This is a genomic window from Neorhodopirellula pilleata, from assembly GCF_007859915.1.
Classification (GTDB): domain Bacteria; phylum Planctomycetota; class Planctomycetia; order Pirellulales; family Pirellulaceae; genus Rhodopirellula; species Rhodopirellula pilleata.
In genome coordinates this window covers 175,979-193,301 of the sequence record NZ_SJPM01000006.1, presented here as the reverse complement: position 1 = coordinate 193,301, position 17,323 = coordinate 175,979, and the positions used below count along the sequence as shown (strand labels likewise).

At 54.9% G+C, this 17,323-nt stretch carries 9 protein-coding genes; 1 reads left to right on the top strand and 8 read right to left on the bottom strand.

What is annotated here, in order from left to right; translation table 11 throughout:
* Positions 1 to 5: 5 nt before the first annotated feature.
* From Pla100_RS15585 to Pla100_RS15555, 6 genes are all read right to left on the bottom strand, one after another.
* Entirely contained in the window at positions 6 to 3,476 is a 3,471-nt protein-coding gene (locus tag Pla100_RS15585; protein WP_146578626.1) for an efflux RND transporter permease subunit, read from the bottom strand.
* 56 nt (positions 3,477 to 3,532) lie between these two features.
* Complete coding sequence (locus Pla100_RS15580; RefSeq protein ID WP_146578625.1) at positions 3,533 to 3,883, bottom strand: four helix bundle protein; 351 nt, start codon at positions 3,881 to 3,883, stop codon at positions 3,533 to 3,535.
* Positions 3,884 to 4,002: 119 nt separating this feature from the next.
* Positions 4,003 to 5,427, bottom strand: coding sequence for an efflux RND transporter periplasmic adaptor subunit (locus Pla100_RS15570; protein WP_146578624.1), 1,425 nt, complete (start codon positions 5,425 to 5,427; stop codon positions 4,003 to 4,005).
* Positions 5,428 to 5,585: 158 nt separating this feature from the next.
* Positions 5,586 to 6,107 carry a hypothetical protein gene (locus Pla100_RS15565; RefSeq protein WP_231603104.1) on the bottom strand — a complete coding sequence of 174 codons (522 nt, stop codon included), beginning with the start codon at positions 6,105 to 6,107 and terminating at the stop codon, positions 5,586 to 5,588.
* A gap of 243 nt (positions 6,108 to 6,350) precedes the next feature.
* Positions 6,351 to 8,684, bottom strand: coding sequence for an arginine/lysine/ornithine decarboxylase (locus Pla100_RS15560; RefSeq protein WP_146578622.1), 2,334 nt, complete (start codon positions 8,682 to 8,684; stop codon positions 6,351 to 6,353).
* Between the two features lie 143 nt (positions 8,685 to 8,827).
* On the bottom strand, positions 8,828 to 13,264 hold the full coding sequence (locus Pla100_RS15555; RefSeq protein ID WP_146578621.1) for a CHAT domain-containing protein: 4,437 nt from the start codon (positions 13,262 to 13,264) through the stop codon (positions 8,828 to 8,830).
* A 340-nt stretch (positions 13,265 to 13,604) separates the two neighbouring features.
* On the opposite strand from Pla100_RS15555, the gene Pla100_RS30830 reads away from it, so the two are divergent.
* Positions 13,605 to 13,751 (top strand): hypothetical protein, encoded by a 147-nt coding sequence (locus Pla100_RS30830; protein WP_197167974.1) that lies wholly within the window; start codon positions 13,605 to 13,607, stop codon positions 13,749 to 13,751.
* 170 nt (positions 13,752 to 13,921) lie between these two features.
* Here the strand turns inward: Pla100_RS30830 and Pla100_RS15550 are convergent, their stop codons facing one another.
* Together Pla100_RS15550 and Pla100_RS15545 are read right to left on the bottom strand one after the other, a co-directional pair.
* Positions 13,922 to 15,988 carry an ATP-dependent DNA helicase gene (locus tag Pla100_RS15550; protein WP_390620613.1) on the bottom strand — a complete coding sequence of 689 codons (2,067 nt, stop codon included), beginning with the start codon at positions 15,986 to 15,988 and terminating at the stop codon, positions 13,922 to 13,924.
* Positions 15,989 to 16,116: 128 nt separating this feature from the next.
* Positions 16,117 to 17,271, bottom strand: coding sequence for an N-acetyltransferase (locus tag Pla100_RS15545; protein ID WP_146578620.1), 1,155 nt, complete (start codon positions 17,269 to 17,271; stop codon positions 16,117 to 16,119).
* Positions 17,272 to 17,323: the final 52 nt, after the last annotated feature.

Here is a 17,323-nt window from a genome sequence, read left to right as displayed (position 1 = left end):
TTGAACTAAGTCATTGCGAATTCGTCCTCCACTGTTTCGAGTTTTGCGAGTCGAGCCGCGTCCTTTCCGCTGAACTGCCAGAACAGTCCCGGGTGAATGAGAAATTCGCAAAACGTCGATGTCGTCAATCCACCAAGGATGACTGTCGCAACGGGATAAAGGATTTCTCGACCAGGCTCTTGCCCACCTAAAACGAGCGGGATCAATCCGATACCTGCGGTGAGGGCCGTCATCAAAACGGGGGCGAGTCGCTCAAGGCTGCCACGCAGCACCATCGCTTGAGTGAAGTCCTCACCTTCTTCCTTCATGAGATGAAAATAGTGCGTAACCAGTAGAATTCCATTGCGGACAGCGATTCCGCCGAGCGAGATGAATCCGACCAGACTCGCAACGGTCAAACTTTGCTGCGTAACGACCAGTGCCAACACGCCGCCAATGAACGCGGTCGGCAAAGCGTTCAGAATTTGCAGAACAATACGGATCGACGGGAACAGGACCAGCAACACCACAAACATTCCAACCACCGATACTCCTGCCAGCACGATGATGAGCTGGGTCGCCCGCTGTTGGCTTTCGAACTGTCCGCCGAATTCGATGAAATACCCAACCGGCATTTCAACTTGATCGGTAATCCGCTGCTTAATCTCGCCTACCGCACCGGCGAGGTCGCGACCTTCGGTATTGCAGCGAATCACAATCCGGCGCCGCGCGTTTTCACGAAGAATCGAGTTCGGCCCGGTTCCGTGGCCGACGTCGGCGACTTCTCGAAGTTCGATCTGCCCTCGATCGGGTTGTCCCTCGCGATCGGGCAGGTCAATGCGAAGCCGATCGAGATTGGCATAATCGGTGCGGTATTCCTCTTCCAAACGCACGAGCAGATCGAAGCGTCTTTGTCCCTCGAGGACCTGCGACACGACTTCGCCTTGCAATGCCGTTTGCAAAACGTCGGCAACATATTCGCGAGTCAAACCATACAACGCCAAGTCTTCCGCTCGAAGTTCGATATGCAGTTCGGCCGTTTCTTGGACGGGCTCGACCACCGGCGGAGTGATTCCAGGCACGTCTTGAATCGTCGCTTTCACCTGTTCGGCGACTCGCTGCAACGTGTCGAGATCATCGCCGTGAATCTTGATAGCGATCTGAGCGTACACGCCGGAGATCATGTGGCTGATTAAGTGGGCGAGCGGTTGTTCGACTTCGATATCAACGCCGGGAGCCTCATTGCTGATTCGTTCTCGCAATAGTGCAAGTATTTGTTCTCGTTCGGTTGACGATTCCGGATTCATGCTCAGGATGTATTCGCCAAAATTGACCGGCGAGGCGTGCTCGTCCATCTCCGCACGCCCGGTTCGCCGAACAAAGTGCACAATTTCACCGCTCGGGTTTTCGTCGCTCTTTTGCATGGAAAGGAACACGGAGTCAATCGCCCGGGACACCTGATTGGACGCATCGAGGGATGAACCGGGTGGCAATGTGACATTCACTTGAACGCTACCTTCATCGAACGGTGGCAAGAAGTTTCGACCCAAGGTGGACATCTGCCATGCGGCGAGGGCGACCGCGATCCACGTCAAGAACAATAACGTTCGTGGTATCGCCATACTGAGCCGAATCAAATAGGTCACGGCTTTTTTCAGTCCGTGCAGCAGGAATCCATCGCCTTCGTGGTGAGTTGCTCGCGAGTTCGGAAGCAGGTAATAGGACAGCACCGGCGTCACGGTCATTGAGACGACGAATGACGAAAGGATGGAAACGATGTACGCAATGCCCAATGGCGTAAACAGACGTCCCTCCACGCCCGACAATGCGAACAAGGGCAAGAAGGATAGAATCACGACTGCCGTTCCAAACACGATGGAACTGCGGATCTCTTTGCTCGCTTCAAACGTGATAACGATGGCAGGTTTTTGCTGTTCGGTCGGCAGCAGGTTGTTCTGTTTCAGACGCCGGAAAATGTTTTCGACATCCACGATCGCATCGTCGACGAGTTCCCCCATGGCGACGGCGATTCCGCCTAACGTCATGACATTGATGGATAACTCGGTACCGCTGATCCATCCCATGATCCGAAATGTGAGCGTTGTCAGCACCAACGAAAGCGGAATGGCCGTGAGCGTGATGAACGTCGTGCGAAAATTCAGCAGGAACAGAAACAAGACGATGATGACAAGCACCGCGCCAATGACCAACGCTTCGGCAACATTGAAGATGCCACGATCGATGAAGTTTCGTAATCGAAACAATTCGGAGTTGACGATGATGTCCGCGGGCAGAGACGCTTCGACCTCGGCAAATGCCTCCGCCACCGCGTCGCTGAGTTCGCGAGTGTCCACATGAGGTTGCTTGACCGTCGTGAAGACAATCCCCGGTCGGCCGTTGACACTGCCGTCACCACGTTTGAACTGTGGACCTTCGGTCACGCGAGCGACTTGCTCCAGCAGAACCGCACGTTGGGTGTGATTGCCAACGGGGACTTTCTTCAGATCCACAATGACCACTCGTGACGCCGGCCCCAGCCGACCAAGAACACGAATCGGTCGCTCGGTTTCGCCCGTTACGGCGAACCCGCCGCTTGTGTTGATATTGCTGGCCCGCAATGCTTTTTCGACGTCTTGAACGGTGATTCCGTATTCGAGCAACGCCGTCGGATCAATCAGGATTTGATACTGCTTACGATCGCCGCCGAGCATGAAGACTTCGGCGACGCCGGTGACCTTCAACAATCGTGGGCGGATAATCCAATCGGCGACGGTACGGAGCTCGAGCTGTTGTTTTTCAACTGTATAAAAGTCTGCGTCGTAAGACTTTCCATCGATCTGGATAACGGCAGTGCCGACGGGAGCGCTCTCGGATTGCGTACGGAGGTCGCCCTGCCACTGAATCTCCTTGGGATCGATCTTCGTCCAAGTCGAAAAATCATGACGATCACCAGGTTGCCAAACACCGATCTGAAAGTCGCCGCTTGGGCCGACCACCATTTCTGCCATCATTTGCGTCGTGCCGACCTGCGCGAGCCTTCCTCCCTGGGGACCGTTCTGGCGATAGATGCCCGCGACGATGATCTGCCCCATGATCGACGAGGGTGGCGTCATCTGTGGGCGAATGTCGTCGGGCAAAATGCCTTCGAGTGTCGATAGTCGCTCTTGCACGGTTTGTCGTGCCGCACGAATTTCGGTGGACCAATCAAACTCAATGTAAATGACGTTCAATCCGGCGGTCGATTGGCTGCGAACGGCTTGGACTCCGTTGGCACCCATCAAAGCGATTTCGATCGGTTGCGTCACCAGTGTTTCGACCTCTTCCGTCGCCAGCCCGGGAGCCTCCGTGATGATGACGACACGAGGTCGATCGAGATCAGGAAACACGTCAATCGACATCTGAGCCGCCAAGTACGATCCGTAGATCAGCACAAACAGGCTGACAAAGACGACCAGCATGCGATAGCGAAGGGAAAACTTGATGAATGAGTCGAGCATGGGAGATTGTTATTTTCGATTGAAGATTGTCGATTGAAGATTGAAGATTGAAGTGCTTATTCGCTTTTTGCTGTTTTTCGAGATGCAACCATGATGGCAGTGATCTGATTCGCTTCATCAAGCAAGTCGTCGACTTTCTCCTTTGGCAAAAGATCGCCTTCAATAATCAATTCGAGCCAATAGCAACTTTCGTCAGCCTCCTCGATGACGATGCTGAGCTTCGACACAAACTCCGCCTTCGATCGTCCGCGGCAGGCCGCTCGATAGTTCGCTCCCACCGACGTCGCACAACGAATCAATTGATTTCCGATCGGACGTCCGACAGCGTTCTGTGGCAACGCAGCGACAAGCTTCATCACCCGCAACGCAAACTGTTTCGTCCGCTTCTTCAGTTCCAACTCGTTCATCCCTAACGTCTCCATGTTCAGTCTTCAGTCTTCAATCTTCAATCTTCAATCTTCAATCTTCAATCTTCAATCTTCAATCTTCAATCTTCAATCTTCAATCTTCAATCTTCAATCTTCAATCAATGAGCAGCATGCACGGTTCCGTCGGCATGAACGTGGACGCCTGGTTGCTGGCCGCTGGCCGATTGTGACTTCAATACGCGGTTGAGTGATGCGGCCGAGCCTTGTGCTAAGAACGATCCTGACGTGATGTTGCCGTCGTTGGCGATCACGACCGATCTTCGATCTTCGTGTAACACGTGAACCGGAATCTGCTTGAATAGATCGCCGTTTTGCCGGAACACGTAGGCTTCGGGACCTTCTCGAACAACCGCTTCGGACGGCACGACAAACACGTCATCAAATTTTTCAACCGGGACGTGGATCCGTGCGCGTTGACCCGGTCGAAAACGCCAAACGAGGAACGCTCGTGTCGGCTCGCCATACAATCGCGACTGATTCGTTAGCGGGACAAAGAAGTCAAACGTACGACTGTTCGTGTCGATCGAATTAGATAGATGGCGGATATAAAAAGTTTGTTCCAGCTCAGGCCAGCGGCCTTCTTGATCCTCGGCGAACTCAATCTCGATCGGTCGATTTTCCTGAGCTGCCTGTTCTAGGAACGCTGCTTCGCGTTTGAACGCGTGACCGACGACATAAAGCATTTGATGGTTGGACAAGCTGGCGAGCAACTGCCCCGCCTGAACCTGTTGACCAAGCTCGACGGTAAGTTCTTGTACCTCGTAGGCGATCTCTTGGCCGTCTGCCGATTGATTGATGTAGGTAACTTGTTGAATCGTCGGCGTCGGCAATCGCTTCGTGATGGAGGACAAGTCACGAACCGGCGGAGCAACGACGTCGACGGTCGAGACAAACGTGCCCGATTCGATTTGCTGGACTTGATCGGGCGTCAACCCGCGAGTGAGTAGTTCCTGGCGAGCCGCCTGGATCAATGTGTTTTGGCGACTGATTTCACTTTCCAATTCGATCATCTTCGACCGCGAAACCGCTCCGGTACTGACGGCTCCCGATAGTCGCTCGATCTCGGCTTGTACGATCGAGGTTTCTTGCCGTGCTTTGAATAACTGGGTCTGGGTCGCTTGCAGGTATTCGCTAAAAAGCCGTAGTGTGAACAACGGTTGGCCGGGTCGCATGGTGTCTCCGGGAAACGCATGAATTGCGGTGACAACGCCTACCGCCGGTGATGTGACGCCCCGGTCAGATAACCCCGGCCGATCGGCGACTTCGCCAGGAATCACAACGGTTCGCCAATACGACTGAGGCCGGGCAGGCTTGGATGTCAACGACAGGTTCTTACGGGCCTGCTCGCTGATCTCCAAAACGGTCTGCTTCTCAGTGGTTTCCGCTGACGGCTTGTCTTCGGATGCGGCAGCCGTTTCCTGTTGCGGGAATAACTGCCTGCGGAACGTCCATCCGGCGAACAATACGGTGACGATCATCGCGGGACCGGCCAGCGACTTCGCTATCCTAACGAATCGGTTCATCAAACAATCTCGTCAAAAGTGCAGGGAGTAGTACCGAACCGAGCGACTTTCCAAGCGCGCACGCGCACTCAAAGAAGCTGTTTCGATCAAAAAGTTGGCGAAATCACCGAAGAAGAAGTCTGGCGTTCAAGACGCACAGATTCGGTGATGCGAGCGCGCTATAGCCGTAGCGAAGCGACAAGAAGATAGATCGGAAGCCCCGTTGACCGATCCGGCATCTGATTCGAGCGATGCAACCACTGTCGATCGTGACGATCAGCGGGGAATTCAACAAACACGCCAACGCTTGCGAAACTCGCTTGCAAAACGTGAGAGGCTCGCCCCAAAGTATTGTTCGACTGAGCAACATAGACAGCGTCGGAGTCATGATCGACGGGCGTCGACATGAACGTAGCCTGTGGTGATTCACCGGCCTTAGGTGACTGACCGGCCTGTGGTGATTGACCGGTTGGCGTGTCGCTTGGATGAGCGTGCCCATGGTCACCATGGCCGTCGTCGTGCCCGTGTCGATGACCATCACCGTGGTGGTGGCCGTGCGAATGTCCCGAGGACAAATGCAAATGCGGGAGATTCGCGTGGTCTTCCGGTTCGACCATACCGCTACCCGCATGTGAATGAGGCAACGCTTGCCCCAACACAAACAACGGAATCAGCAGAATGGAAAGAAGTCGGTTCAACACAATGCACCTGTCGAGATGGATTCACCCGAACAACTTTTGTACCGGCTTGAGAACACTGAGTCGAGAGCAGTTGCGTAATAGCGAGCCAGGTAGCCAGGTAGCATCGCAGATCGATTGCAACGAGCTACATGACCAGTCGGAACCAGTCCACTTCATCTCGCCAGTACTCACGCAGTTCCACGAGCATTTCAGGAAACCAAGCCCTTTGAGCGTCGCCTGAGGGCATTGAACGTGCCTCCTTATCTACGCGTGGATCGTATCCAAACGGGGTTCGAGTTCCTTCGATTCGGATTGGTAAGCTCGTGGTTGGATCGACGGCATTCGAATGCAATCGACGTAGTATTTGCGTACCCCATCGACGGTCTCTTCGACCAACCCGTGAATGTCGGTATCAAAACCGGGGAACTTTTCATTGAACCGCCTTGCGAATTGTAAGTATTCAACGATCGTTCGATTGAAACATTCACCCGGGATCAGTAGTGGAATGCCGGGCGGGTAGGGAGTCAGCAAGACGGCGGTCACACGACCAACCAGGTCATCGATTTCCACGCGATCGATCTCTCGGTGCGTCATCATGTCGTAAGCGTCCGATGGTTTCATCGCAGGATCCATGTCGGACAAATACATCTCGGTCGTCACTCGCGCGATGTCGTTTTCTTTGTACGTGTTATGGATGGTCTGACAGAGTTTCTTTAGACCGATCCCTTCGTATTGCGGATACTGCTGCGCGAACTCAGGCAAGATTTTCCAAACCGGTAGATCACGATCGTAGTCGTCTTTGAATTGCTGAAGCGCCGAGACGAGCGTGTTCCATCGACCTTTGGTAATCCCGATCGTGAACATGATGAAGAACGAATAGAGGCCCGCTTTTTCGACAATAACGCCGTGTTCGGCCAGGTATCGAGTCACGATCGAAGCGGGGATCCCGGTTTCGGCGAATTTGCCTTGGATGGTCAACCCGGGTGTCACCACGGTCGCTTTGATCGGATCGAGCATGTTGAAACCGGGCGCGATTTTTCCGAATCCGTGCCAATCGTCTTCGGCCTTGAGCATCCAATCCTCTTGAGTACCGATTTCGTTTTCGGGAATGGCGTCGGGGCCCCAAACTTGGAACCACCAATCATCGCCCCATTCGGCATCGACCTTGCGCATCGCGCGGCGGAAGTTCATCGCTTCGAGAATCGATTCTTCGACCAACGCTGTGCCGCCGGGTGGTTCCATCATCGCCGCCGCCACATCGCACGACGCGATGATGGCGTATTGCGGGGAGGTGGATGTGTGCATCAGGTAGGCTTCGTTGAAGATATGCCGATCGAGTTTGTGTTTCTTCGATTCTTTGACCAGGATCTGCGACGCTTGTGAGATTCCGGCGAGTAATTTGTGTGTCGAGTGTGTGGCGAAGATCATCGAGTCTTCGCAGGTCGGTTGGTCGCGTCCGATTGCGTGCATGTTGCGATAGAATTCATGGAACGTAGCGTGCGGCAACCAAGCTTCATCGAAGTGCAACGTGTCGATTTGGCCGTCGAGCAGTTCTTTGAGCATTTCGACGTTGTAGACGATACCGTCGTAAGTGCTCTGGGTGATCGTTAAGATTCGCGGTTTACGTCCTGGATGGGCTTCTTGAGCTTGTCGAGCAAACGAGTTGGCCTGGATCTTCTTTTGGATGTTATCGGGGTGAAACTCTTCGAGCGGGATCGGTCCGATCAGACCCAAATGGTTTCGTTTGGGTGTCAGGAACACCGGGACCGCGCCGGTCATGATGATCGCGTGAAGGATGGATTTGTGGCAGTTTCGGTCAACGACGACGATGTCGCCCGATGCGACCGTCGAATGCCAAACCATTTTGTTGGACGTGGAGGTTCCGTTGGTCACGAAAAAGCAATGGTCGGCGCTGAAGATGCGGGCTGCATTGCGTTCGGAGGCGGCGATCGGACCGGTATGGTCGAGCAGTTGCCCGAGTTCCTCAACGGCATTGCAAACGTCGGCGCGGAGCATGTTCTCACCAAAAAATTGATGAAACATTTGGCCGACGGGACTCTTTAAAAACGCGACGCCACCTGAGTGGCCGGGGCAGTGCCACGAATAAGACCCGTCGCCGGCGTATTCAAGCAAAGCGCGAAAGAACGGCGGCGCCAGCGAATCGGTGTACGAGCGGGCTTCGCGAAGAATATGCCGGGCAACGAACTCCGGCGTGTCTTCAAACATGTGAATGAAGCCGTGCAGCTCCCGCAGAATGTCGTTGGGAATATGACTGCTCGTTCGGGTTTCGCCGTACAAGAAAATCGGAATGTCATTGTTCTTGAAGCGAATCTCTTGGATGAAAGATCGCAGTTTGACGATCGCGGGGCCGTCGTCTTCGCTGTCGCTGACCAATTCCTCGTCATCGATCGAGAGGATAAACGCCGACGCACGAGATTGTTGCTGTGCAAATTGAGAAAGGTCGCCGTAGCTGGTCGCACCGATCACCTCGGCACCTTCACCTTCGATCGCCTCGGCCAATGCGCGGATACCCAACCCCGACGTATTTTCGCTGCGAAAGTCTTCGTCGATGATCAGAATAGGAAAACGAAATTTCATGGAGCCGCTTTGGAAAGGGTTGGAAAGGGATGCGGAATTTTACGGTTCCCGGTCATCCTTTCCCAGTCGAAACGTCAAAAAGCGGAAAACGGTTCGATAATGGCCGGCTCGACACTTTCGCAAGCGACCGTGGGCCAATACGATTAATTTTCGTTTTGGGAACCACGTGCGGTGATGGAAAAAGCCGCCCAGAGCAGCGGGTGGGCGGCTTGGCTGCGCGCACGACGATCGGCGATGACCTGACGCTGCGCATTCTTGAGTGCGTCGGGAGCCGACTGGGACGGCTCGTAGGCTTGAAAGAAGAGCGTCATTAACTTGGCGGTTTGCAAGTCGTCGACGCTCCAAAGGCTGGAAAGCACGGTGTTTGCGCCCGCGAGTTGGAATGCCATCCGCAAACCTGAGACTCCTTCCCCTTCGGCAATGTCACCCAAACCGGTATCGCAAGCGCTGAGTACCACGAGTTCTGTGCCGCGAAGGTCCAAGCCCAAAATCTCGAAACCGGTCAGGATCCCATCGTCGACGGCAGTCGTCGCGTTTTGTGCATCATTGCATCCCGCCATCAGCAGCCCACAGCGAAAGAGTGCGAACAGAGGTTTTGAGGGGGTCTCCGTATCAGTACTCGACGGGGTGCTCGTTAACGCGGGGGATGCCTTTGGGGCAACGGAACGGAGCTGAAGCAATTGTCGGCTAAAGCGATCCAGGATCGGGCTGGACGAGTCGCTAGGCAAAAAGAATCCATGGGTGCTGATGACGAGGGTATGCGGCGAATGGATCGACTTCACGAAACCTTCCACGGCGTCCTCTCCCAACTTCAGAATGGCGGGCTGACCCGAGATCTTGTCTAGTCGCGGTTTGATCGAGACTGCTTCTAAGCGTGTTGCCGGCAACCGAGAGACGCGTTCAAAGGCGAGGTCAGCGACAAGCGACCTCGATGCGGCGGGCTCGGGCGACTGTGGCTGCAAGGCACCGATTTCCGCATCGAAAGCGGGATCCGCAACGATCACGGGTGGCGTTTTCGGAAATGTTTCATATTTTCGCAAACGGTCACGCCCGGACACGATCAATTCAATAGCGTGTTCTTCCACAAGATACCGGGGTGAATCACCAATCGAATCTTCAGCGTTCGAAATCGTCAGCGCCGCCCACGGCACCAACCAAAGCCCCGCGTCTGGACTAATGACTAAACGTTCTTCGGGTTGCACACTTGATGCAAAGGGTTCCCAAAGTTGCGAACTCAATTCCGCCAAGACCGGGCTTAGTTTCTGTTCGGCGGCTTGCTCCCCCGTCATGGTGATGTCGACGACCGAATCGCCGATCACGCGGCGAACCTCGGCGATGGTGCGTTCAATCCGTTCCGCCGGACCCAGGTCATAAAAACGCACCTCGCCATTGTTTCGTACCGACCATGCGGCATAGACCGGCTCGGCGAACTCGAGCGATTCCAAGCGAGCTTTCCCTTCCAATAGCGATTGGAGTGGAGTCAGTTTGATGAAGTCGATATAGATCTCGTCGTCGTCCAGCGTTTGACCAAACGCATCGAAATCGACCCAAGGTTGATCAGCATCCTGAAGACGTCGGGCCATGTCATCTCCCAGGGTTTGAAGCTTCTGTTCTTGCAGCCCATCGAGCTCCTTTCGATAGGCGAGTACTTGATCGAGCCTTGTTCGAGGATTACCGGACAGGGCGGCCTGCCGCCGGATCAATCGCCACTCCGAGAAAGCTTGGAACTGTTCGGGTGTTTTCAGTTGTTTGAGAAACCCGATTTGTTGACCATTGATTTGGTCGCTCATCGCCTTGCCGTTAATCAGCCACTGAACTTGCTTTTGCAATACTTCTTGTGAATCTTGAAGGTACGCTAGGGAAAGTGATTGATGCAAGTTGGGTTGATCATTCATCTTCAAGAACGCGATCTGTTGGCTGATCGGCAGATCGGACAAGACTGCCTGCAAGTACTTGTGCACGCGGCGACGTATGCGATCTAAACCAGTCAGGGTGAGGGACATGTTCCCCTGCTGAAGTTGATTCATGGAGGCCATCAGGTCGATGTCGTTGGCCTGGATGTGATCGTCGCCGTGGCTATCGAGGACCTCATCTCGATATCGTGCAATCCAAGGGTCCGCAGTCACCGGATTCGCGATCATCAATGCCAGCGCGGTTTGATAGTCCATCATACTGTCGGCCTCAGCTTCCACCTCCAGTCGTGCGATCTGAAGATCTTTCAATCGCTGCATGCCGCCCGCGGAGTCACCACGCCAAACTTCGATTGCCGCCAGCGCTGATTCCACCCGGCGAACAAGATCTGCGCCACGAAGCCCATTGCGATGCAAGATCGATAGAGATTGATACGCCTCCGCGTAGGCTTGCGCGAAATTGTCATCCTCCAGTTCGATGTAGGACAGGTAGAGGTGCGCGTCACTCACCAGAATCGAAAGACCGTTGCCCTGAGAGGTTTCGGCTTCGATCGTGTGAGACAACCGCTCGCGTGCTTCGTCAAGCAATCCTAAAAAGTACTCGTTCAAAGCTATGTCATTGGCGATGAACAGTGTCCGCTGATGATCCGGACCAAAAACGCTTGCATAGATACTCAAGGCTTGGTTGTGATACTTCAACGCGTCAATATCGTTTCCTTCTTGGGCGAAGACGTCGGCAACGTCCGTAACGGCGAAGGCGGTTTCGATCGTGTCGGGGCCAAACTCGCGGATGTACTGAGTCATCGTCCGAAGGGCGTGCTCTTTCTCATCAACTAAATCGCCACCGATTTCCCTGACCATCGACAGAATGTCGCTGCGGTTAATTGCGGTTAGGAAGTGATCTTTTCCGACGATCGATTCGAGTAATTGCAGTGTTTGCCGAGCGTCTAAGAGGGCACCATCGACGTCACCCTGATCGTAACGTTGTATATACGCATCGCATTGGTTTTCCCATTGTTCGAAGCGGTCTTTTCGTCGCGAATCTTCGGCCAACAAGCGGTCAACTCGATCATAAGCTTCTTGTTCTTTTTGGTCCCAAAGACTAGCAAGAGATCCCGACCTAACAAAACCATTCTTGCCTTGGTATCGAACGTGTATCCAGTCGTCTTGTTGCCCGATTCGAAACACGCGATCACCGGTCTTGAGATCGGCAAGCACATCGGATCCCGATTGCAGGCGAGTCGGAGAGGTGACGACCATGGTTTCGTCTTCGTCCTCGATCAAGTAGACGTTTCGGTAATCGTCCGCATCACCCTCAGACAATTCCTCAGCCAATCGTTTTTGTTCTTTGAGGGATTCGCGACAAACTGCCAGGTCCATGTCGGGCACCTGCAAGACCGCTTGCGAGATAACCTGTTCGTACAGCATGGTCGCCGTGATCGGATCATCCAACATGGAGTAACAATCGCCGGCGTCGATGAGTCGATAGAGCGATTCTTCGACCTGGTCTTGATCGAAGTATCCAACGGCGGAACGCAGATAGTGCTTGGCAGCAAGATCATACTGTTCTTTCCCCCACTGGGCGTTGCCCATGATCTGATCGGTCAACGGGGTCAGCCAAGAAATCATATGAGTCTGCGCGTCAGTGGGGACCTCCATCAGTTCAGCAATCGCCTCATCATGACGCCCAAGTTGATTCAGCGCGATCGCACGTCGCGTGCGGGAGTCAGGTAGAAGATCTCGACCGTCGGTCTTGACATAACCAGAGATCACCTTTTGAAGAGCCTTCTCGGCGTTCTCCCAATCTTCCTTCTCGGAATATGCCAGGGCCTGCCAATCGACCATGTCGGCCACGCCCAGTTGATCTCCCAAAGATTCCTTCGCCCTCATGCATTCTTCGAATGCCTGGACAGCTAAATCCTGCTCACCTCTTGCTAGGTGCCAACGACCGCGAATTAACAAAGGAAGCGGGCCATCGACGTGCTTGGTTGCGAACTCTTCTCCATAGGTATCGCGGAACGTGCGTTCCATTTGCGAAACCTCCATGCCGACTCGCGCCACTTGCTCGTCGGTACGATCCACGTCATCCAAATAAATGTTGGCGATTCGTGATCGATTGAGGGCAACTCCCACCGAGTCGTCGCCGAACCACTTGCTTTCAACGGCAATCAATTGGTCGACAATTGCGACCGCTTCATCGCCGACGGCCTCCGCCAACGCCGTTTCAAGTTCGATCCATTTTTTTCGATCCGATTCGTCCGCCGACTCAATCTTGGCCAACTCCCGGGCCGTTTCGTCCATGGTGGTTCGCACCCAAACCGGCACGCTATCGAACTGATCAAGCATGGTCCGTTGCCTCGTCAAAAACTCGGAAGATTCCTGAAAGCGGCCGCGGCTCATCTCCAAATCGAGTACGAAATAGACTCCGACGACCCACCTTGAAAAATTGGGGCCGTCGTCCAAGGCAAGATCCAACCCTCGCTGCGTTAGCGATCTCGACGTCGCGAAGTCCCCGTCCTGGAGTGCCGCATTCGCCAATCGCTCCCAGTCCGCAATGGAATCAGGCTCGTCCGCTGCCGATGAAGGCACAACCATCAGCCAGAGAGCCAATGCCAGACACGTAAGGCGGCGATCAATCGTCGATGTGGTTTGTAAGGATCGGTAAAGCATGGCAATTACGACGATGGGTGAGGTAGGATCGAGCGTTGCCAGTCATTATGCGCCATCGTATCGGGTGCGCCGATCAAATGCCGTGATGATTATCCAAAGTTCGATTCGACAGTGAGCTACCCCTGGGATTGCCCCCAAGCGAAGCGTCTTCCGCGTTGGTCTGATCAAAGCCTAGATCGAACTAGTCCAGGACCGCGCGGGCTGTGTGGCCCCGATCAGCATTTCCGTCAAACGCAGAACACGCTGAGACGCAGAGGATCGCAGACCTCGATGTCATAGGTCAAACAGGATGTTCTGCGGCCCTCTGCGTCTCGGCGAACTCTGCGTTCCGACTTCAGCCATGAATGATCAACTGCGATTGGTGCCATCCATTTTTCATCGCGTTCGGTGCACGTCGTTGCAAGGGATTACCCTGCGAACTCGCAAGATTGCGGAGAATTCGGTTGGCATTGAATTGCAACGACTGCGTTTTTCGCATTCGATGTGACAATCAGCGCAGCGGCGAGCCTATACGACTCAATCAACGCGTCTAGCGATACAACCACACTTGACTTTAGGGTTTCAGCAACGTGGCTCGACGGTCCTCCGTCGAGAATCACGGTGGGGACCACCGTGCCACGTTTTTAGCCAACCCTTGTTTTTAATATTGACGAAGCACTAGGAACGTGGGACGCGTGGGGTCGGGTTGACTTGATGCACTTTCATGTCCGGAAGCGAGCTGAGGAAACGGCGGCCGTACGGTTTCGTTTTCAAACGCGGATCGAGCACCACGACCATGCCTTCGTCGCTTCGGGTGCGGATCAAACGCCCGAAGCCTTGCCGGAATTTAATGACCGCCTCGGGGAGTTGATAATCACTGAAGGGGTTGCCTCCGTTCGCCTTGATCGCTTCGAGTCGAGCTTCCAGGAGCGGATGATCGGGCACGGCGAAAGGCAGCTTGGTGATGATCACGTTGGTCAACGCGTCGCCGGGCACGTCGACGCCCTGCCAAAAACTGTCGGTGCCCAACAGAACGCCTCGCGGGTTCTCGCGAAACGCATCGAGCAGTTGCGTTCGATTGCGTTCACCCGCTTGGCTGTACAGTTCCAGGTTTTGCTCGATCAGCCAAGGCGTGATGGCTTCGGCACATCGGCGCAATAGCGAGTAGCTGGTAAAGAGCACGAACGTGTGTCCGTCGGTATGCCCGGCGAAGCGTTTGATTTGATAGGGGATCGCGCGCTCGAACTCTTCCCGTTGGGCCGACGGGTCGGGCAGTCCGTTGACCACGATCAGTTTGGCCTGTTTCTGATAATCGAATGGACTACCGACTTGCAAGTTACGGCCGCTGGTCAGTCCGATCCGACTGCGGAAGAACGGGAACTTGTCTCCATCACCGCTGGCGAGCGTTGCACTGGTCATGATGACCGAATCGATGTCATCGTTTTGGAACAGTTCCTCGCGGAGGGTTTGGCCGATATCGATCGGCGAAGCGGACAAGGACACGCGGTCCATACCGCGTTTGTTGCCTGTCTTTTCGACCCAATACACGCATTCTTGTTTAATCGATTGGTCGAGCCACTCGCGAAGGCCACCGGCGAGCGCCAACAAGCGGTCGTGGGCGGATTGAAAGTCCTGACGATCGGAATCATTCTCCTGTGCATCGGCTTGCATCTTCAAACGCCGAGCGAGTTGTTCCATCGGGCCGCTGAGCCCGTTCTCGACCAGGTGCTTGTGGTGCACACGACCGTTGCGTGATTTGGATTGTTCGAACCAATCCAACACGTCGGCGAACACAATGCTCGCCGCGTGACGGCAGCGGTCGACTTCACGCTGCAACCCTTCGAGTTTGTGAGCGACCAACAAACCTTTTTGTTGTCGGTCGTTGTATAGTCGATCAAAAAGATAATCGAACTGGCCGGACGTCAGACGGATGCCCAAATGATCGCCCGCGACGGCTTCGATCGTGTGGCATTCGTCGAGGATGACCACGTCGTAGTCGGGTAAGAGTGAAAACCCTTGCCGTCGCATCGCCATGTCGGTGAATAGCATCGCGTGATTGACGATCAAGACTTGCGCGTTTTGAGCACGGCGGCGTGCGCGGAAATAGAAACACTCTTTGAAATGGGGGCACTTCGACCGCAAGCAGTTCCCGGTGTCGCTGCGGGCTTCATCCCATACGGCGGCGTCGGGCTTGATCGGCAGCGTCGCGAGCGAGCCATCGGCGGTGTCTTTGGACCACGACTTGATGTCGCGGAGTTGTTGCATTTGGAAATCGTTCGCCATCAGCGAGGCGGACTTCGCGATCGCCCGCTGCATCCGGCGAATGGACAGGTAGTTGCCTCGTCCCTTGACGAGAACGGCGGAGAATTCACGCGGCACGACGGCGTTGAGCAGCGGCATGTCCTTGCCGATGAGTTGCTCTTGCAGGCTGATCGTATGCGTCGAGATCAAGACGCGGCGTTTTTTGGGTGGCTTCTCGGCGGGCTTCCCGGTGTCGGCGAAGTCTTCTTTGACGGATGGTTTTCCTGGGGCCTGTTTCACCTTGGTCAGTGGAACGCGATCGTCAAGTTCATCGTCATCTAGGTTGGCGGTCGCTCCGTCGTTGGATTGACCGACTTCGGCTTGATCGGCGGTCGCGTGCAGAATCGCGGGGACGAGATAGGCGAAACTCTTGCCGGTTCCGGTTCCCGCTTCGACGATCAAATGTTCTTTGGCGGCGATCGCGGCGGCGACTTCGCGGGCCATCGCGATTTGTTGGGAGCGTGGCTCGTAGTTGGCGAGCCGCCGGCTGATCGAACCACCCGGCCCCAAGATCGCATCGACGTCCAAGGGCGGCACGGTGTTGTCGGAATCGCTAGGGTTCACGCCGGATGTCACGCGGAGGTCTCTCCGTCGGTCGGTTGAGTGAGCGGCCGGTCAAAGATCCGGTGAGTCTTGGTGCAAACGGCGCCGCCACGCTGGATCGTTCCTCGGGACAACTGATTGCTTTCGAGCACCCAGGAAAACTCGCCGACCTCGATCCCGCGATCGATGGCGACGGGAAGGATCGGGTACAGCGTGACCAGTCCGAGGCCCCATTTTTGGTATTCGGGCAGTACGTTGGCGCTGACCAAACGAAGACGTTTGATCCCTTTGCGACCGAAAAGCAGGTGAAACCATCCCAATGGCAACAGCTTGCCGCCGATGCGACGGATGATCGGGTTGTAATCAAGCAGCCCGAAGCCGGCACCGACGGGTTTGCCATCGATTTCCGCGATGCTAGTCAATTCGGGGATCAGGAGTTGTTTCAAACCTTTGCTTTGTTCGTCGACCTCGGCTTCGCTCATCGGAACATAGCCCCAGGTTTGCTGAAGCGATCGATTGTAGATGTTCAAAAAGATGCGGACGTCTTCGTTAAAATGTGAACGACGAATCGGACGGGTCGTCGCACCGAAACGACGCGTCGATTCCTCGACGATGAACATCAATTTTGGGTCGACGTGGTTGAGCAGTTCGATGGAGACTTCGTAACTGTAGAGGTCTTGTGATTTGTCAAACCCGGCGGCTCGGATGAGTGCTTCGTAGTAGTCCTTGTTGTAGGGGATCAAGAACGTCGGCGGCGTGTCAAAGCCATCGACGAGTAGACCGACCTCATAGTTCAAACTCGGATGGACGGGACCACGGGCGACGGTCATGCCGCGTTCGCGCAACCAATCGCCTGCTGTTTGCAGTAAACACTTGGCCGCTTCGACGTCGTCCTCACATTCAAAGAATCCGAAGAACCCGGTGGTTTCGTCGTGCGTGCGATTGTGAGCGTGATTGACGATCGCGAGCACACGCCCGACGACCCTATCGCCGCGAGAGACGAGAAACGTTTGGCCGTCGGCGTCGAGGTAGAAGGGGTGCGGTTTGAAGCCGACGAGTTTCTTTCGCTCGTCCCACAACGGGGGAACCCAATTGTCGTCGTTGCGGTACAGACGGCGTTCAAGTTCCAAAAACGCTTTTTGATCGCGACGACTTTCGACCTTGCGGCAGATGACCTCCGACATAGCAGGAAATGGTTCCGAATCGAGTGGGAAAAGCGGACAGAACGAGCGGCGA

Coding starts and splice junctions, on each gene's coding strand:
- Pla100_RS15585 (WP_146578626.1), bottom strand. CDS start 3,476: ATGCTCGACTCATTCATCAAGTTTTCCCTTCGCTATCGCATGCTGGTC.
- Pla100_RS15580 (WP_146578625.1), bottom strand. CDS start 3,883: ATGAACGAGTTGGAACTGAAGAAGCGGACGAAACAGTTTGCGTTGCGG.
- Pla100_RS15570 (WP_146578624.1), bottom strand. CDS start 5,427: ATGAACCGATTCGTTAGGATAGCGAAGTCGCTGGCCGGTCCCGCGATG.
- Pla100_RS15560 (WP_146578622.1), bottom strand. CDS start 8,684: ATGAAATTTCGTTTTCCTATTCTGATCATCGACGAAGACTTTCGCAGC.
- Pla100_RS15555 (WP_146578621.1), bottom strand. CDS start 13,264: ATGCTTTACCGATCCTTACAAACCACATCGACGATTGATCGCCGCCTT.
- Pla100_RS30830 (WP_197167974.1), top strand. CDS start 13,605: ATGAATGATCAACTGCGATTGGTGCCATCCATTTTTCATCGCGTTCGG.
- Pla100_RS15550 (WP_390620613.1), bottom strand. CDS start 15,988: ATGGCCCGCGAAGTCGCCGCCGCGATCGCCGCCAAAGAACATTTGATC.
- Pla100_RS15545 (WP_146578620.1), bottom strand. CDS start 17,271: ATGTCGGAGGTCATCTGCCGCAAGGTCGAAAGTCGTCGCGATCAAAAA.